Raw genomic sequence first — 17,401 nt, 5'->3', positions numbered from 1 at the left:
ATGTTTTTTAATTATAATTCCGGCAGGTCTCCTGACTTTCGCATTCTGCACCTTCCCGTTATTAAACAGTGGTTTTTTGCAGAAACTTGAGTTGCGATTTACAGTTGCGGGGACAGTCCGGGAGTTACACCCGATTCCCTTTTCATTCCAAAATACTGGAAACCAAAATTTTTGCAAAGATAGTTTTTTATATGTATTCACCAAAAACCAGACTTTTCTATACACAACATGCTATCCTTTTGCTATATACACAAAAAAGAACGGCCGCTTTCAATATTGAAAACAGCCATTCATCCCACTACTTTACTATTTATATATGTTATTTTTTAATGAATTTATAAGTCTCTTGTTTTCCTCCCTTCATAGAGTATTGCAAAATATAATCTCCTTTTGACAGGGATGAAACATCAATCTGCCCTTCTACCGAATCAAATGATTTTACCTTTTGTCCCACCATATTATAAATTTCGGCTTTCTCTATTTTTCCTGTTCCTTTAAAATATAGAATATCAGTCACAGGATTAGGATAGACACCCATATTATTTTTCTCTTTCACTGCATCATGCACCGATAAAAATTGAGAAGTATCCAGATAAAAAGCGATCATCTGCCCTGAAGCATTCGTCCCTGATCCGGCAATTTTCTTTCCGTCCTGTGAAATGGCCAAGGGAAGCCCCATAGTTACTCCATTCGTTGCAATTCCCAAAGAGGCTGCATAATCATTCAGATTGATCCTTCCGGTAGCAGAAGTCCAGATAAAACCTTCCCCTGACATAGGAGGTGCTCCAAATGCTCTATAATACCCAATTACTTTTTTTCCATCCGCAGAAATTCCTGTTGCTCCTCCTTTGAAGCTGAAAGAAGCATTAGGATGCGTTATGTAAGTAAGTCCGCTTGCAGCATTCCAGACATAGGGATTAGGATTTGCTGAGCCTATGATTGTATTTCCATCTGCAGAAATTCCTCCTGCTTCCCCTACATTATTTCCATTATTATCAGTAATAAAAGTTTCTACTCCATCCTGCCATTTAGCCCCACTTCTTGTTCCGGTTGGCTCATCCTGCCAACCTACAATTACTGTTCCTGCCGCATTGATTGCGTTTGCTCTGGAGCTGTGTCCTGCAACGATACTTCCCAGATCTACCATTCCGTTTACTTCATCCCATTTCACAGCATGTGCGTTTGCAGCAGTAAGAAAACCTAAACCTACAATCGTGCTTCCATTGGTAGTCATCCCCCAGGTTGAACTTACACTACCGTCCCATCCTGTAGGAACAAGCCCGCCTCTGTTTACCCAGGTCGAAGTAGCTACATCATAGGTTGATATTTCATTAAATCCCGTTGCTGCATTTGTTATAGAGGACGAAATTTTGGTTCCGTCATTCGAAACAACAGTTCTACCCGCTGCCGGATAACCGTTTGATATAGAACCTATCTGTACAAGTCCTCCTGCTGCATTCCATTTATATATTCCTCCTGCGCTTGTATGCATGCTTACCACTCCATTGTCAGAGACTGCCCCTACATTATAATTTCCCAAACCTATTACAGTAAGCTGAGCTTCTGCAAAACCAAATTTCAGAAAAAGACAAGCTGTCAACATTTTCATTGATACTTTGTAAAAATTTTTCATATTTTATTATATTTAGCGTTTCGAATTGGTGAAAACAATATTAATACAATATTCACCTTGCCAAAAGAAATTGGCTTTCATAATTCGTGAATTTTAAAAGAACTTATTTTTTACAAGACTGATAACCAAGTAGATACAAAACAATATTTTGAATATGGATTTTACCAGAATTATTCAAAAAAACACAAAAAGCAAATTAACGAGACAAAAATTATTTCAAACTTTACTGTTTATTTTTATTTTCTGCTCCCTCACCACCAAAGGACAGTCCGGTCCCGACTTCAATATGTTAGCAGATAAAGCATTTCTGAAATTATATCAGAATCCTGACGAATGCATAAGTTATACCCAGGGAATTCTTGTGAGTGATCAAAACGCGGAACACAAAATTGTACTTCAAAATATTATTTCACAAGCTTTTGCCATGAAGGGGGAATATGTACAATCTGTCAATATTTTCGCTCAAAAAGAAGAGCCTGATCAGAAAAACGATCTTTCTTATTGTATGCAGGTCTTCAGTGATTATAACCTTGCCGATCAGTATCAGAATCTGGGTTTGTACAATCAATCGAAAAGAATTATTTCTCATCTCTTGTCTGATCAGAAGCTTCTTAAAAGCAATAGTCTGGCATTAAGAATTACCACTTCAAAATTATATCAGCTTCAGGCATTGAACTCGGGAATCAACAGAAACTATCCTGAAGCCTTAAAAATTCTAGATCAGAGTAATCAATACCTTGGCGATTATAATGAAGAGAATAGAATTTTAACAATTGAAAACAGAATTTTCAGATCTTCCTATCTGCTGAAACTAAATAAACTACCTGAATATAAAACCCTTATAGACAGTATTATTACAGATCTTGAACATCAGAAAAACCAACCTTTTCTTTTAGCTCTGGCCTATGAAAACCTGTCCCAATATTATTTTCTGAGACAAGATTATGCAACAGCTATTGAAAAACTGGAAGCAGGTCTTCAATTGATTGAAAATCTTCCTTTTAATAATTTAAAAATTAAAATCTACGAATCACTTTCCCGTAATTACTACGCACTACATAATGATGCAAAATACCATCAGTACAATAAACTTTACAATGATGTAAAAACAAAAACAGATTCCAGCTCAAAAGAAGGAATACGATACCTTGTGAAGCTTGTGGAAACCAATCAAAATAAAAATATTGAATTTCAGAAACATCTGCTTCTAAGATCTTTCTGGTTTCTAATCCTGATTTTATCTTTGATCATTCTGGTTTTGCTTACTTATTTTTTACTCATAAAAAGTAAAAATAAAGACTTAAAAAAACAGTTTGATTTCTTTGAAAAACAGATCAGTCAAAAATCTCAACCCATCATTTTACACAAAACAACTCCAGCGACAAAAGATCCTGGCACAACAAAAATATCCAGGGAAAAAGAAGATGAAATTCTCCAAAAGCTGGAAGAATTTGAAAAATCCGACCGGTTTCTGAATAAAAACATGTCTCTGTCTCTGCTTTCCTCTCAAATGGAAATCAATACAAAATACCTTTCAGAAATTATTAATAATAAGGAAAAAAACTTCAACGGATATATTAACAAGCTTAGAATCAATCATATAGTACAGTTATTAAGAACTGATTCTACTTTTCTTAATTATAAAGTAAGTTATCTGGCAGAATATTCAGGATTCTCATCACACAGTGCATTCACTACTGTTTTCAAATCCGTTACCGGAATGTCTCCCAATGCCTATATTCAGGAAATTAGTAAAACAAAAGTCTTATGAAATTAATTTTTAAAATAATAGTGTTGCTGGTTGCCTTTTGTAATGGTATGAAGGCACAAAAGACACCTGATAGTATCTTACTAAGAAAGGCCAAACTTGAAATTTACGACAACCCCGATAATACCATCAAAATCGGAGAACAATTATTAAAAAAATCTCATGATATCAAAACTTCAATTAATCTTTATATGCTGCTTTCAACAGCCAATATTGCTAAAAGAAATTTTGAAGAGTCTTTACAATATATTTTAAAAGCAAAAGAACTGTCTCAGAAAACCAATGATGCCAGAAGCCAGGCAGGTGTTCTCATTTCAGTTGCGATCCAATATCAGCAAATGGAACTTTTCAACAAATGCTTAGAAACACTGAATGAGGCAGAACAGTATATTGCAAAAATTCCTGAAAAAAATCCGGAGAAATATATTGAAACGGCTGCAAGCTACGCAATAAGAGGAATGGTATATAAAAGTCAGTCTAATTCAGAAATTGCTCTGGAAAAATTCCTGATTTCTATACGAAATTATGAAAAGGTTCCCATAAAGAAAACCACTTACTCCAATATGAGTGTGGTATACTACAATATTGGGTACTGTTATCTGAACCTTAATGAGATTGACAAAGCACAAGAGTCATTTTTACAGTCTGTCAGCTATGCCCGGAAGAATTATGGTAAAAGTCTGGAAGCATTCGCTTTGAAAGGAATTGCTGAAATACACAAACAAAGACATGAAAATCAAACAGCGATAAGCCTTTTACTAAAAGCTGAGGATCTTTCTAAAAATACCGGAGATATTATCCTGAACGAAGGACTTTATAAAGAATTGGCTGAGAACTATCTTGCTATGGGACAACAGAATCTCTATCAGCAGTTTAACAAAAAACACATGGAAATGAGATTTAAAAGAAAGCAGAATGAGCTGAAATCTATTAATCAGGTGATCGACAACCACAACAAGGAAACAGCTTTGAAAAGTGAGAAACTGAAATCTCATTATCGTTATATTAAAATGGCTTCAGTTCTTCTGGGATGCATTTTGATCGTTCTGCTTCTATATTCTATTATAAAAATCAGAAAACAGAATAAGAAGTTTCATAAAGAGATACAGCAAATGATAAGAACATCGTAAGCTATGAAAGCAAAAAACATCCCAAATTGGGATGTTTTTTTATGATATAAAATTTTCAATTTATTTACCAATAACTTCGGTAATCGGATTTCCTACATTTCCACTTGGAAACTGGATTTTCAATAAGGAAGATACCGTAGGAGCAATATCTGTCATATGATATTCTTTGTTGCTTTCTCCCTGCTTCACTCCCCAACCCATAAAGATTAATGGAATGTGAGAATCGTAAGAATTCCATACACTGTGTGTAGTTCCTGTTTTAGAATATGGTGGAAGCATAGAATCATGAGAAATTAACTGGATATCCCCACTTCTCTGTCTGTTGATTCCATTAATAATTCTTTGTTTAATTGGCTCCGGAATGCTTGACTCCTGAACTTTGTCCACAGAAACAGCATATAAAACGGTAGGATCCTTCTCAATTTCTTTTACAGCAAAGTTTCTAACATCATCCAATTCAAGCTTGTTGTCTGCCAATACTTTTCTGTCGAAATAAACCTGATAGTTATCAATGGCGTTGACCAGTTTATCGGCTCCGAATTTTTCTTTCAGTTTCTGGTTCAGATTCTTTTCCGCATCTTCTCCGAAGAAACCTGTCGGGATTTTATGTTCTTTAAGGAATCCTACAGAATGTGCTCCACCATGGTCAGCAGAAAGGAAAACGGTGTACTCTCCTTTTCCTACCTTTGAATCAAGATATTTGAAGAATTCTGCCAAATCCTGATCTAGTCTGATATAAACATCTTCTACTTCAATAGAATTCGGTCCGAATTTATGTCCTGCATAATCTGTAGATGCGAGGTTGATGGCTAAAAAGTCTGTGATATTATCTCCACCTAGTTTTTCACCTTCTACAGAAGCTTCAGCCAATTTTAAAGTCAGAGTATTTCCGAAAGGTGTATAACGGATATTGTCTTTTTTAGTCTGGTAGTCTTTTGCTAGATTACTGTAAGGGAAAGTAGGTGTTTTTGCACTTCCCAACAAACCTTCCCAAGGAGAATTGTCCGGTGCGCTTTCTGTATATTCGTTGATTGGAAGTAAAGTATTCCAGCCATTCGCTACTAATTTCTCAGGAAGATTCTGAGAGTTGAATGATTTTACCCACTGTGGAAGATCATTCATATACCATGTACTGGTAATGAAATTTCCTGTGCTGTCATCAAACCAGAAAGCTCCGTTTGGAGTATGGCCTGCAGGAAGAATGGAAGCACGGTCTTTCAAAGAAACACCAACAACTTTTCCCTGAAAGTTCGTTGCCAGTCTTAATTCGTCTGTGACTGTGGTAGACCAAAGATTTTTCGGAGAGTGGCTTCCTGTTTTTGTATTGGTAGTTCCTACCGGCTGAACGCTCTCATCCGCGGTACAATAAACTCCTTTACCTGTTTCTTTATCCGTCCAGTCGTTTCCGGCAATACCATGAATAGCCGGTACAGATCCTGTATAGATACATGTATGCCCCAAAGCCGTAATGGTAGGAACATAAGGAATATGTACATTATTCAAAGAATATCCTGTATTCAAAAGTCTTTTAAAACCATCATTCCCATACTTACCGTAGAAACGGTACAAATAGTCCCAACGCATCTGGTCTACTACCAGACCAACAACTAATTTGGGTCTTTCCAGTTGAGTATTTCTGTTCTTCTGTGCATTGATTGTAATTACGGACAATAAAGTAGCTGCCGCAATTGAAATGTTCCTAAGCATCCAAGTAAATTTTTATTGACAACAAATTTAAGGGTTTTGAAAGTTTTGGAGTGTGAAATTTTATTTAAATTTGAACTAATCATTGATTTAATGTTTTGGAAAGAACTACTCATGTAATAACTGCTAAATCGATACAAGAGCTTCCTTGTATTGATTACCTCAGAAATATTCCTCGACAAAAAATAATCAGAATAGTTTTTGATCATCCTATCAATCATATCAGAGAGGATTATGGTGAACAATTAACGAAAAATCTTCCTCATTTTCAAATAGATATCCATTCGATAGAGCCTAAAATTGAAGTAAAGAAACTCATTACAAAAGAAGAGATAATTGCCAACCAATTATTTTTTGTACAGTGTGCAAAAGACTACAGAAAACTTGGAGAAAAACTGGTCTGTTTATTTTTTGAAAAGAAGAAAGTAAAACTAAACAAAGATTTCCCTTTTCTTGCTTTTAATTATTTCAAAGGTCGAAGTAGAAGAACTCAGAGTGGAAAAGTAGGTAAATGGAGATATTTCCTTCATGGTTTTCATTGTCACTTTCAAAATGTAACTACAAAACAGCAGATTGAAGTTCCTTTTATGTTTGGGATGGAATTTGGGGATCTTGATCCTTATTTTTTTTCTCGTTATATTAAGTCTACGCCTGACTATCATCCTCTTCCCGTTAATATTTATGAAGATTTTGCGGATGGAGAGAGAATATTAGATGTGATGCTCCAATTGGGACTATTGGAACAAATTAATTCAAACCTTGAAAATCATTCCGGGCTTGTAATCAAAGATAGAAATAAGGTTGACATTAAAATATATAATCCTGATAAAGATTATGAAAAAATTGAATTCAAATCCAGATTATCAAAATTTATACAGTTTTTTTATTTCTAAATTATTTAATAATCAATGATAGTAGGCGTATACTGGTATTTCAAATTCCCAGACCATTTATATGACTTTCAGTTTTTCAAATTCTTTCCTGGACTTGGAGGACATGCCGATAATCCTGCTGAACTGGCAGCAAGAATCCAGGTTAAAAATACAGATGATTTTATTCCTAAACTGGAAGCACTAAAATCAGATTTCAAGAAAACATATTTACACCTGAATATCGATGGAAATCAAATCATCATCAATATTGGAGACCATATGCTTTTTGATTTTCATTTTCAGTTTGCTGAAGAGGTTGAAGAATTATTGATCCGTGAAAATGCAGTATTATTGGATGCAAGTCTTCCTTTTACCATTCAATCCAGCAAAAACTATCCTCCGGAAAGAGAGGAATTCAAAAATATAGAGCACCGTTTCATTCAGATGGTGGGTTCCGACTTCAAAAAAAGTAATGCAGAACATTATGCTGCCAGAATTGATTGTAATCTGCCTTTGCAGTATAAAAAAGAATTGATTGATGACTTGATCCGGATTTCCAGAGAAGAAAACCTTCATGTATTTTATTATAATGATTTTGATTTTAAAGATCATTGTAACCTGATGCTCTTTTTCACCAATGGCAGACAGAAAAAAGAAACCATTCAAAAGGTTGACATCAATTCATTTGGACGTAAAGTGCGGCAGCTTAGCCAGAAATACCCTCTTCATTTCGGTCATTTTGGAAGTTTTAAAGAGTATCCTTTACATGGGCCTCATATAAAACTGATGATAGATGAAGAATATATTATCAACAAGAAATAAAAACATTTAAATTCAATCATATGATCAAATTCAAGTATGTCATTCTGTATGTAGAAGATGTAGAAATGTCTATGAGCTTTTATAAAAACACCTTTGGCTTTGAAATAAAATTCATCACTCCCGAAAAAGATTATGGTGAGCTCCTGACCGGAGAAACAAGTCTCTCATTCGCTTCTGTGAGCCTGGCTCAGTCCAATATTAAAAAAGGATTTATAACGGCAAAAACTGAAGACCAACCTTTCGGAATGGAACTTGGGTTTACGACAGATAATGTAGAGGCTTTGGTAGAAAAAGCAATACAAAACGGCGCTGTTCTTTATGAAGATATTGCTTTAAAACCATGGGGACAAAAAACAGCTTATATTAAAGATCCCAACAATTATCTGATAGAAATCTGTACTGAAATTCACTAAAATAAAAATATGGAAGGGTGGAAATAAAAAAATTACAAAAACTAACCTCTAATCAAAGTCTGGATTGGGGACATAACGGGTATACAACGGATGTAAGATATGTGGTTTCCTCTATTGAGTTTGGAGGTTCTTTTGAGTTTATTTTAAAAGAGAAGTCTTTGCCTTACCACAAAATATGGGAAACGACTTCTGAAGATCTTGAAGAATTGAATACCATCATTGAACAGGGAAATTCTTTCGGTGCTTTTGTTAATGAAGAATTGGCAGGCTGGATTATCTGTGAACAAAGAACATGGAACAATAGTTTTTATATTGAAAATATCCTGGTCAACGAAAAATACAGACGACAGGGAATCGGAATTAAATTGATTAAAAGCGCCATTAAAGAAGCCAGAAAATTGAATTCCAGAGTGATTGAACTGGAAACACAGAATACCAATTATCCTGCAATACAATTTTATAGAAGAATGGGATTCAATATTACCGGACTGAATACAAGATTGTATGAAAATCCAGAGGAAATTGCGCTTTTCATGACTTTAGATATAGAGTAATTTTACCACATTCATTAAAACACTTGCTGGTGTGTTAATTTTTTTTTACATTAGTAATCAACAAATTAAAAATGATTACTATGAAAAATTTAAAAAAATTAAAGAGAAATCAGCTTGTGTTGATTAGTGGTGGAGACACTCCTTATGCATTGTGTGATATGGATGGCAATTGTCCGCCAACTATAGGTTCATACTATTGCAGTGGTGGTACATGCTACAGAGTTTCTGAGGGCGGCGGCGGTGACCCTGGCTGTACTGAACCTATGCGCCTGTGCCAGGAATGGGAAACAGGATGCGGATGTGTTTATATGTAAAAAATATTTGTTAGATAAAATTTTGTTGAGGGCGGTTTTTTACCGCTCTTTTTTGTAATCAGCCCTGACATTCGTTAATTTGTATCTCGTAATAGTACATCAAAGAATATCATTATGAAAACATTGATCTGGAAAGGAATATTTTATCAATCTCTTGAATATTTTAATTTACAATCTGATGATAAAATATATACTGTAGAATCAAAGATCATCGGCTGTCTTGAAGATAAAATATATAGTATAGAGTATAAAATTCACATTGATAAAGCCTGGATCGTTCAGGACTTCCTGATCGAATCGGAGATCAATAAGGTAAAAAGGACACTTGCCGGAAAAAGAATTCAGGACCAATGGGAAATTAACAATGTTATAAATCCGGAATTCAATAATTTTAAATTCATAGATATTTCTCTGCCCCCCTTTACCAACACTTTACCCGTCAACAATTTAAAGCTTTCAGAAAACAGTTCTCAGAAAATTGATGTCATCTATATTGATGTATTAAACCATCATATCAGACCTGTACAGCAGCAATATACCCGGACATCTGTTAATAAATACCTATATGAAAATTTAGAAAATGATTTTAAAGCAGAGATTTCAATCGATGAAACTGGATTAGTAACAGTTTATCCTAAACTGTTTGAAAAGGTAGCAGAACTTTGAAAAGCTGAAACGAGTCCAACTCATATTCCTAAATAAAAATAAAAAATCACTGTTTTTCCAGTGATTTTTTTGTTGATATCAACAAGTCTTTTTCGAAGTAAAACCTAATACTTTATCACAATTTTTCCTGTTGCACCTTTTTCCAGATGATAAAAAGCAGATTTAGCATCATCAAAAGAATATACGTTATCAATAACAGGATGTATCCCATGTGCTGCCAAAGCTTCATTCATATGACTAAACATTTCTTTAGAACCCACTTCAATTCCTTGCAGCCTGATTTGTCTGGACATAATTTTCGCTGTATCCAGCTCAGCACTTAATCCACCCATCAGACCAATAACAGCAATGGTTCCATCAAGGGCAATTACATTCATTGATCTGATGATATTACGGCCTCCTACCACTTCTACAATATGGTCTACTCCTCTTCCACTGGTAATATCCATGATATTCTTTTCCCACTCGGGAATTTGGCGGTAATTAATAAGGTGATTAATCCCCATTTTTTCAGCTAAAGTCAATTTTTCATCACTACTTGACAACAAAATCACTTCTGCACCTGCCATTAAAGCAAATTGAGCAGAAAACAGAGAAACACCTCCTGTACCCTGGATGAGAACTGTACTCCCTGGTTTAATATCTCCTTTTTCAATCACGCCATGCCAGGCCGTCAGTCCTGCGCAAGGTAACGTTGCAGCCTCTTCATCACTTAAAAAATCGGGAACTTTAATGACTTCATTCTGATCAAATATGGCATATTCCTGCAGCAGACCATCTGTTTTTGCACCGCCAAGAGAACCGCCTATTTTTTCATCTGTCAGTTTTCCATCGATCCATTTAGGTAAAAATAATCCGGCAACACGATCATTTAAAGCCAAGGTTGTTACTTCACTTCCTTTTTCAACAATAATACCTACTCCATCAGAAACCGGTATTCTTCCTACGGGAGGCTGCCACGAAGAAAAGCCTGTTACGACCATAAGATCTCTGTAATTAAGAGAATTGGCTTTCATTTTCACCAATACTTCGTTGGGTAAAAGCTTTGGATAGGATTTATCCACCAGCTCAAGAGAAGATATACTGTACTCTTTGCTTACCTGATATGCTTTCATTTTACTCATTTTTAAATTATTAAACTATAGACTAAAAACCGTAATTTTATAAGACAAATGTATGTTGAAAAAATCACCGGAAATCACTTGTAGCCCATTGTGAGCTACTAATAAATAAATGAGTATGAGTAAAAAGAAGCTGAGTTCTACCAATTCAATAAATGAACATTATCTGGACGACAGATGTACCCTGAATAAAGTACTAAAAATTATTGGTAAACGATGGGTAGCAGAGGTCTTATTATTAATCACTTGTGATGTCTCCCGATTCTCCCAACTGAAAGAAGCGTTGGTTGGAATTTCAGATAATGTATTATCTTCTGTACTCAATGAATTGGTTAAATCAAATCTGATTACCAAGAAAATATTCAATGAAGTTCCTTTAAAAGTTGAATATCATATTACACCCAGCGGATCAGAATTGACAAAAGTGATGCACCAGCTCTGCAGCTGGGGAAAACAGAATATTCCCTATGAAGTTAGAATTCTTCCGGGATCTATGAAATAAAAACATTGACATGTTAACTATTGAAGAAGCATTTACTTTAATTAAAAAAGAAAGAAAATTTCTTGATGATATTACAGAATATAAAATTAAGATAAGCAACAGCAATAATTTTGAGAGAGAAAATATGATTGGCGTGTACACCATCAGAAAATATAGTGCTCATAAAAATGGAAACTATGAATTATCACAACAGATGGAAACCTTGGTTTCCAATCTGAAAAATTATTCTGGGAATAAACTAAGATTTATAAGTGTACTTGGAAAAGAATATTACGGAATGTTTTTCTTAAGCCAAGATTGGAATAAAATTATCGGATATATTGAAACTGAAGCTAATGAGAGTATGTTCTCTGTAAGTCGTTTTGTAAAGACAACGAATTAACTTTGCATTCCAAATTAGATCATAATGGTTTCGGCGCGGCCTCCGGCCGCGCCGAAACCATTAAACCATCAAGCTTAAAAAATCAATGATTTTTCTTTATCAACCTTAATTCTCCGTTCTTGAATGGTTCAAAAGTTATGATTCAATATTGCTCAAAAAACACCCCCGGCTGTTTCTTTGAAACAGCCGGGGTTTATTATTTTAATTCGTGCTTAAAGCAGGTACTTATTAAAATTTAAGATCTCCATTCACTTCTCTTACTGCATTAGCAGCTTCAGCGAATTTCAATTGCTCTTCAGCAGTCAAAGTTACGTTTACAATTGATTCTACTCCGTTTGCTCCGATAATAGCAGGAACACCAAGACAGATATCGTTTTGTCCGTATTCTCCTTCAAGCATTAAAGAACAAGGGATCATTTTCTTCTGGTCACATGCAATCGCCTGAACCATTACAGAAACTGCTGCACCTGGAGCATACCAAGCTGAAGTTCCTAATAATTTCGTAAGCGTAGCTCCTCCTACTTTAGTTTCTTCGATGACATATTTCTGTTGTTCATCACTTAAGAATTCAGTTACAGGAACACCGTTTCTTGTCGCTTTGCTCAATAATGGAAGCATACCTGTATCACTGTGAGCAGCGATTACCATTCCGTCAACATCAGAAATTGGAGCTTCTAATGCTTCAGCTAATCTGTATTTGAATCTTGCAGAGTCTAAAGCACCACCCATTCCGATGATTTTGTGCTTAGGAAGACCTGAAGTTTTGTGAACAAGGTAAGCCATAGTATCCATTGGGTTAGAAACCACGATGATGATTACTTCCGGAGAATGTTTTACTAAGTTTTCAGTAACTTCTTTCACGATACCAGCATTGATACCGATCAATTCTTCTCTTGTCATTCCAGGTTTTCTTGGAATCCCTGAAGTGATTACTGCTACATGAGAACCTGCAGTTTTGCTATAATCTCCTGTTGTACCCGTAATTTTCGTATCAAATCCGTTAAGAGATGCGGTCTGCATCAAATCCATTGCCTTCCCTTCAGCAAACCCTTCTTTAATGTCTACCAAAACTACTTCTGAACAGAAGTTCTTCATTGCGATGTATTCTGCACAGCTTGCTCCTACAGCGCCTGCACCTACTACAGTTACTTTCATATTGTTACTTTTTAAAAATTATTTTTTGTTAGTTAAGTTTAAATTTGAAACTCCCCAAATTTAACAATTCCTGAAAAATTGAGCAATTTTTCAGGAATTTAATTAGAATTAAAATAAATTAGTTAACGTTCAGTAAAAACATATATAGTTTTTTCGCCCCGGAAAGCACTTCACTATAGTTTTCTTCCGCGATTTCTGTATCCAGAACTTCCTTGAAGTTTTTCCACATTGGCCCCGTATTTTCCTGATAGCATCCGAAAAAGTTGAAAGTTACCTCATCAAAACCCTCCGTTTTGGAAAGTTGCTTTGCAATTACATTTCCACCAAGCGTAGAACCTTCAATCACATACATCGCTCCAAGTGCTTCATGTTCGTTATTGAACTCTAGGGGATAAGAAACTTCCTGATTTTTCAGGGAAAGACTTTGCAGGTCTTTTTCAATAAGTGAAAGCTTCTTTCTCGCATCAAGCTGAAGGCTTTCTGCATACTTATCAGAAAGGCTTCTGAATATTTTATCTTCGCTGTGAAGAAGCATCAGGTAATTGGTATGAATGATTTTTTTATAGTCTTCTAAAGTGAAGGTTTTGTTGAAAATCTTCTCAGAATTAAAAAGTTTTTCTGCTGCATCGTGATACTCTGCTGTATTCTGTTTTAGATATTCTGATACCATAAGTACGTTTTAAAAGTTTCTCAAATATAAGGCTTTTTGAACGTTAAAATAAAGGAAGTCCCTTCACTATTGCTTTCAAAATCTACATCTCCTCCCAATCTTTTCATGATGCGGTGTACTATAGACAGTCCTACTCCGTTTCCTTTAAACTTTTTGGCATTATCCATCCGGTTGAAGATTTTAAATATTTTATGCTTCTCCTCCACAGGGATACCGATACCGTTGTCTGAGATTCTGTAAATAATGGTCTGCCCGTCCTCTGCCCCTTCAATTTCCACTTTCGGAAGCTCTTTATGGGAAGAATATTTTACAGCATTGTTGATGATATTCAGAAATACCTGATGAAGCATGGTTTTATCAGCCAGTACATCAGGACATTCTTTAATGATAATTTCACTGTTCGGGCTGCCATAGGTCATCTTGGCATTTTCGGAAATTTTCTCAATTGTATGAGCTGTTTTCAGGCTTTCAAGCTGTATTTCGCTGTGTTTGGCTCGGCTGAGCTGCAACACATCATGCATCATTTCCGCCATATTGTCGATTTCCTCAATAATTGAATTGATCTTGGTTTTACTTTTTTCAGCATCAGCAGCAAGATTTCCCAACAGCATCTGTGCATTTAGTTTCATTACGGTCAGAGGAGTACCAAGGTCATGTGAGATGGTGTAAGAAAAACTGTCAAGTTCTTCATTTACTTTTTTAAGCTCATCATTAAGCCTTTTGATAGCGTTGTAATTTTTATGGGAAGTTTCTAAAATCAAATCCCTTACAGCCTGTACAGCACTTACATTTCTGGAATTCCATCTTTTAGAATACCCTTTGATATTTTCTGTGAAAATCCGGAATGAAGTTCTTGGTGATATCATATGTTTTTCCTCTCCATTCTGAGAAAACACTTCTATTTTTTTCTCCGGATTTCCAGCCCAGTTGATATGTTCATCAAACTCTTTTCTGAACCAGATCAGCATTTCATTCTTATCTCTTTCAATAAAATAGATGGCAATTCCTGCCGCATTATCCGTCAATTCAAGTTCTTTACCGTGATCTTTAAGAAAGCTTCTGCTCACGTAGATACGCTCATCAGTATTCCCAATAGCCCATTCTGCAATTCTTCCTAATGTTTCAACATCAGGTGTGCTGCCGTCTGTAATTATATTTTCATCCGAAATAATAGCAAGTCCGTCTGCTTCAGGTAAATTTCTGATCTCTTTTTTACATTCAATAAGAGAATCAAAGAGATGATTATGTTTCAAAAATTCCGTTTTCAGCTGAGATATTTTCTCATTCAGCTCCAAACGGTAATTCAGTTCGCTTTTTGATTTAAAAGATGAATAAGCATTGGCAGCAAGTGTTGTAAAAATTCCGGCCTGCACCCTGTCTTCAAGATCAATATGTTTGGGTTCCACATTCTGGCAGGTAACCAATCCCCAAAGATGGTCATCGATAATAATGGAAACACTGAAGCTTGAAGCTGCTCCCGAATTTTTAAGATACTGCCCGTGGACCGGTGACATCCCTCTTGATGCTGAAAAAGTGAGATCAATGCTCTCTGCGCTTTTGCTTAAAATAGGAACGGTATCCGCATACACATTGCTGAAGATTCTTTTTCTTTTTTTAAGATAAAGATCCCTTGCCTGTTTTGGAATATCAGACTCCGGGTAATGAAGCCCAAGGAAACTTTCCATGTTTTCATTCTTCTTTTCGGCAATTACTTTTCCGGAACCGTCCATCATGAATTTATAGACCATCATCCGATCATAGTTGATCACCTTCGAAAGCGTTTCCAGAAGATGATTCCAGAGTTCCTTTTCATTATCAATGATGTAAAAGTTATCATATTTATTGGAGATCCGTTTATTGGGATTAATGATTACTTCTTCAAACTCCAGAAAGATATAAAGTTCACTTCTGAAAACAGAAAAATGATACTCTTTATCATTGATAAAAATTTTATCGAAATAGGTTTCATTTTTACGTCTGGTAAACTTGTCCAGTGACATATAGATTTCTGAATCAATAATGCTCTGAAAACTTTCAGGAAAGTCAGTAATTTTTCTTCCGAACAGCTCTTTTGAACTTCCGACTTTAAATAAATCCGCAATATTCCTACTAAAAAAAGTAATGGTATGGGATTCTGCATCAATGCCAATCAAATAACCAAAACTCTGAATAGAACCCGGAATATGGATAGGTTCTTCATGGCACTCTATAAAATTCATATATCTTTTCAGTCTATATATCAAATATACTGTTTTTTTCAAACAGCTTTCTTCTTTGTGGTATCTAATTTTAAAGTCTGCTCCACCAAGTATTTATGAGAAATTTACAGCAAAAAAAGAATCAAAAACACATTCAAACATTCTTCATTTTTCCCCCTTTTTCATGTCAAATATCTAAAATATACGAAAAAAAATCCAATAATCAGGTTATGCACTCTTTAATCATGATTCATAACATGGATTACATATTATTAACCTTAATAATTGTTTTATTTAAACAAATTTTGCTAAATTTATATCACCGAATAATGAATATGATAAAAATCCATTGAATTATTCTCAATGAATTCTATATAAAATTTAAATTCAAATAATACTATTATGAAAAAGTTCCCATTAATTTTATTTTCTCTGATCCTCTCTATAGGATTATGGAATCCTTCAGAAGCCTGTACAAGGGTAGTTTACAAAGGCCCCCAGAATACTGTTATTACAGCTCGTTCTATGGACTGGCGTGACGAAATCCCCGCCAACTTATGGGTTCTCCCGAAAGGAATAGACCGCAACGGACTTGTAGGCCCAAAATCTGTAAAATGGACCGCCAAATACGGCAGCCTCATCAGCTCTTCATGGGATATTGCTTCAGCAGACGGAATGAATGAAAAGGGACTGGTAGCTAACCTGCTCTGGCTAGGAGAATCCCAATACCCAAAATTCGATGGAAAAGGAAGTAAAAAGGGAATTGCCATTTCATTATGGGCACAATATTATCTTGATAATTTTGCTACAGTAAAAGAGGCCGTAGAATTCTCCCGAAAAGAACCTTTCGTTATTGTAAGTGATTATATTCCTGGAACAGAAAGATTTACAACGGTTCATCTTTCCATTTCCGACGCTTCAGGAGACAATGCTGTTTTTGAATATATTGACGGAAAATTGGTTATTCATCATGATCCATCTTATACGGTAATGACCAACTCTCCGGTTTTTGAAGAGCAGCTTGCTCTTAACAACTACTGGAAGGGCATTCCGGGAACGGTTATGCTTCCGGGAACAAACCGTGCTGCAGACCGCTTTGTAAGAGCTTCTTATTATATTAATGCGATTCCTCAGACTGCAGATACCCGCACAGCAGTAGCCAGTGTTTTCAGTGTGATCAGAAACTGTTCTGTTCCTTATGGAATCACTTCTGCAACAGAACCTAATATTTCGTCAACAAGATGGCGTTCTGTTTCGGATCAGAAAAACCTGGTGTATTATTTTGAAACGGTTTTCACTCCCAACACTTTTTGGGTAGATCTTAAAGATTTTGATTTAAGCCCTAAAGGAAAAGTGATGAAACTTGACCTCAGCAATAACCGCACTTATAACGGAAAATCCAATGCAGAATTTAAAGAGTCTGCACCGTTCACGTTCTTAGGATTAAAATAGATTTTAACCACAAAAAATACTCGTGCTTAGTAGATATTGAACTAA

General features: G+C 35.4%; 17 protein-coding genes and 1 riboswitch. Of the genes, 11 read left to right on the top strand and 6 right to left on the bottom strand.

From position 1 onward, the window contains the following. Window positions 1–4: 4 nt before the first annotated feature. Window positions 5–182: riboswitch (cobalamin riboswitch) on the bottom strand. 137 nt (window positions 183–319) lie between these two features. Continuing rightward, window positions 320–1,633 carry a T9SS type A sorting domain-containing protein gene (locus A1704_RS13500; protein ID WP_062674196.1) on the bottom strand — a complete coding sequence of 438 codons (1,314 nt, stop codon included), beginning with the start codon at window positions 1,631–1,633 and terminating at the stop codon, window positions 320–322. A gap of 154 nt (window positions 1,634–1,787) precedes the next feature. Between A1704_RS13500 and A1704_RS13495 the strand changes: the two genes are divergently transcribed. Together A1704_RS13495 and A1704_RS13490 are read left to right on the top strand one after the other, a co-directional pair. Next, window positions 1,788–3,404, top strand: coding sequence for a helix-turn-helix domain-containing protein (locus A1704_RS13495; protein ID WP_062674194.1), 1,617 nt, complete (start codon window positions 1,788–1,790; stop codon window positions 3,402–3,404). Continuing rightward, on the top strand, window positions 3,401–4,531 hold the full coding sequence (locus A1704_RS13490; protein ID WP_062674191.1) for a tetratricopeptide repeat protein: 1,131 nt from the start codon (window positions 3,401–3,403) through the stop codon (window positions 4,529–4,531). Before A1704_RS13495 ends, A1704_RS13490 begins: the two co-directional genes overlap by 4 nt. 60 nt (window positions 4,532–4,591) lie before the next feature. Here the strand turns inward: A1704_RS13490 and pafA are convergent, their stop codons facing one another. Beyond that, window positions 4,592–6,238, bottom strand: a complete 1,647-nt coding sequence (gene pafA / locus A1704_RS13485; protein WP_062674189.1) for an alkaline phosphatase PafA — start codon at window positions 6,236–6,238, stop codon at window positions 4,592–4,594. Between the two features lie 95 nt (window positions 6,239–6,333). Between pafA and A1704_RS13480 the strand changes: the two genes are divergently transcribed. The 6 genes from A1704_RS13480 (at window position 6,334) to A1704_RS13455 (ending at window position 9,876) form a co-directional block, all read left to right on the top strand. Then, complete coding sequence (locus A1704_RS13480; protein WP_065119622.1) at window positions 6,334–7,128, top strand: DUF6896 domain-containing protein; 795 nt, start codon at window positions 6,334–6,336, stop codon at window positions 7,126–7,128. A 15-nt stretch (window positions 7,129–7,143) separates the two neighbouring features. Then, window positions 7,144–7,929 carry a hypothetical protein gene (locus A1704_RS13475; RefSeq protein WP_062674187.1) on the top strand — a complete coding sequence of 262 codons (786 nt, stop codon included), beginning with the start codon at window positions 7,144–7,146 and terminating at the stop codon, window positions 7,927–7,929. 20 nt (window positions 7,930–7,949) lie between these two features. Then, window positions 7,950–8,342: a VOC family protein gene (locus A1704_RS13470; protein WP_062674185.1), complete on the top strand. Its 393-nt coding sequence runs from the start codon at window positions 7,950–7,952 to the stop codon at window positions 8,340–8,342. 17 nt (window positions 8,343–8,359) lie between these two features. Further along, complete coding sequence (locus tag A1704_RS13465) at window positions 8,360–8,896, top strand: GNAT family N-acetyltransferase (RefSeq protein WP_062674183.1); 537 nt, start codon at window positions 8,360–8,362, stop codon at window positions 8,894–8,896. Window positions 8,897–8,967: 71 nt separating this feature from the next. Beyond that, the gene (locus A1704_RS13460) at window positions 8,968–9,210 is read left to right on the top strand and encodes a hypothetical protein (protein ID WP_228432430.1); all 243 of its coding nucleotides are present in this window, start codon (window positions 8,968–8,970) and stop codon (window positions 9,208–9,210) included. 114 nt (window positions 9,211–9,324) lie between these two features. Next, window positions 9,325–9,876 carry a putative glycolipid-binding domain-containing protein gene (locus tag A1704_RS13455; RefSeq protein WP_062674181.1) on the top strand — a complete coding sequence of 184 codons (552 nt, stop codon included), beginning with the start codon at window positions 9,325–9,327 and terminating at the stop codon, window positions 9,874–9,876. A gap of 104 nt (window positions 9,877–9,980) precedes the next feature. On the opposite strand, the gene A1704_RS13450 is transcribed toward A1704_RS13455, so the two are convergent. Continuing rightward, window positions 9,981–10,991 carry a zinc-dependent alcohol dehydrogenase family protein gene (locus tag A1704_RS13450; RefSeq protein WP_062674786.1) on the bottom strand — a complete coding sequence of 337 codons (1,011 nt, stop codon included), beginning with the start codon at window positions 10,989–10,991 and terminating at the stop codon, window positions 9,981–9,983. 124 nt (window positions 10,992–11,115) lie between these two features. Here A1704_RS13450 and A1704_RS13445 point away from each other — a divergent pair, with 124 nt between their 5' ends. Together A1704_RS13445 and A1704_RS13440 are read left to right on the top strand one after the other, a co-directional pair. After that, complete coding sequence (locus A1704_RS13445) at window positions 11,116–11,499, top strand: winged helix-turn-helix transcriptional regulator (RefSeq protein ID WP_062674179.1); 384 nt, start codon at window positions 11,116–11,118, stop codon at window positions 11,497–11,499. Between the two features lie 10 nt (window positions 11,500–11,509). Further along, window positions 11,510–11,881: a hypothetical protein gene (locus tag A1704_RS13440; protein ID WP_062674178.1), complete on the top strand. Its 372-nt coding sequence runs from the start codon at window positions 11,510–11,512 to the stop codon at window positions 11,879–11,881. A 228-nt stretch (window positions 11,882–12,109) separates the two neighbouring features. On the opposite strand, the gene A1704_RS13435 is transcribed toward A1704_RS13440, so the two are convergent. The 3 genes from A1704_RS13435 to A1704_RS13425 all read right to left on the bottom strand — a co-directional run bounded on the left by A1704_RS13435 (window position 12,110) and on the right by A1704_RS13425 (window position 15,925). Continuing rightward, entirely contained in the window at window positions 12,110–13,036 is a 927-nt protein-coding gene (locus A1704_RS13435; RefSeq protein ID WP_034699354.1) for a malate dehydrogenase, read from the bottom strand. 118 nt (window positions 13,037–13,154) lie between these two features. Continuing rightward, on the bottom strand, window positions 13,155–13,706 hold the full coding sequence (locus A1704_RS13430) for a biliverdin-producing heme oxygenase (protein WP_062674177.1): 552 nt from the start codon (window positions 13,704–13,706) through the stop codon (window positions 13,155–13,157). 20 nt (window positions 13,707–13,726) lie between these two features. After that, entirely contained in the window at window positions 13,727–15,925 is a 2,199-nt protein-coding gene (locus A1704_RS13425; protein ID WP_062674175.1) for an ATP-binding protein, read from the bottom strand. A gap of 381 nt (window positions 15,926–16,306) precedes the next feature. Here A1704_RS13425 and A1704_RS13420 point away from each other — a divergent pair, with 381 nt between their 5' ends. Next, a complete protein-coding gene (locus A1704_RS13420; protein WP_062674173.1) occupies window positions 16,307–17,356 on the top strand; it encodes a linear amide C-N hydrolase in 1,050 nt (349 codons plus the stop codon). Window positions 17,357–17,401: the final 45 nt, after the last annotated feature.

The organism is Chryseobacterium cucumeris (genome assembly GCF_001593385.1).
GTDB classification, from domain to species: Bacteria; Bacteroidota; Bacteroidia; order Flavobacteriales; family Weeksellaceae; genus Chryseobacterium; species Chryseobacterium cucumeris.
The sequence above is the reverse complement of the archived record's forward strand: the minus strand, read 5'-3'. Positions and strand labels throughout refer to the sequence as shown.

Excerpts from the sequence above, each read along its gene's own strand:
- A1704_RS13500 (WP_062674196.1), bottom strand. The coding sequence starts at position 1,633 with ATGAAAAATTTTTACAAAGTATCAATGAAAATGTTGACAGCTTGTCTT.
- A1704_RS13495 (WP_062674194.1), top strand. The coding sequence starts at position 1,788 with ATGGATTTTACCAGAATTATTCAAAAAAACACAAAAAGCAAATTAACG.
- A1704_RS13490 (WP_062674191.1), top strand. The coding sequence starts at position 3,401 with ATGAAATTAATTTTTAAAATAATAGTGTTGCTGGTTGCCTTTTGTAAT.
- pafA (WP_062674189.1), bottom strand. The coding sequence starts at position 6,238 with ATGCTTAGGAACATTTCAATTGCGGCAGCTACTTTATTGTCCGTAATT.
- A1704_RS13475 (WP_062674187.1), top strand. The coding sequence starts at position 7,144 with ATGATAGTAGGCGTATACTGGTATTTCAAATTCCCAGACCATTTATAT.
- A1704_RS13470 (WP_062674185.1), top strand. The coding sequence starts at position 7,950 with ATGATCAAATTCAAGTATGTCATTCTGTATGTAGAAGATGTAGAAATG.
- A1704_RS13460 (WP_228432430.1), top strand. The coding sequence starts at position 8,968 with ATGATTACTATGAAAAATTTAAAAAAATTAAAGAGAAATCAGCTTGTG.
- A1704_RS13455 (WP_062674181.1), top strand. The coding sequence starts at position 9,325 with ATGAAAACATTGATCTGGAAAGGAATATTTTATCAATCTCTTGAATAT.
- A1704_RS13450 (WP_062674786.1), bottom strand. The coding sequence starts at position 10,991 with ATGAAAGCATATCAGGTAAGCAAAGAGTACAGTATATCTTCTCTTGAG.
- A1704_RS13445 (WP_062674179.1), top strand. The coding sequence starts at position 11,116 with ATGAGTAAAAAGAAGCTGAGTTCTACCAATTCAATAAATGAACATTAT.
- A1704_RS13440 (WP_062674178.1), top strand. The coding sequence starts at position 11,510 with ATGTTAACTATTGAAGAAGCATTTACTTTAATTAAAAAAGAAAGAAAA.
- A1704_RS13435 (WP_034699354.1), bottom strand. The coding sequence starts at position 13,036 with ATGAAAGTAACTGTAGTAGGTGCAGGCGCTGTAGGAGCAAGCTGTGCA.
- A1704_RS13430 (WP_062674177.1), bottom strand. The coding sequence starts at position 13,706 with ATGGTATCAGAATATCTAAAACAGAATACAGCAGAGTATCACGATGCA.
- A1704_RS13425 (WP_062674175.1), bottom strand. The coding sequence starts at position 15,925 with ATGAATTTTATAGAGTGCCATGAAGAACCTATCCATATTCCGGGTTCT.
- A1704_RS13420 (WP_062674173.1), top strand. The coding sequence starts at position 16,307 with ATGAAAAAGTTCCCATTAATTTTATTTTCTCTGATCCTCTCTATAGGA.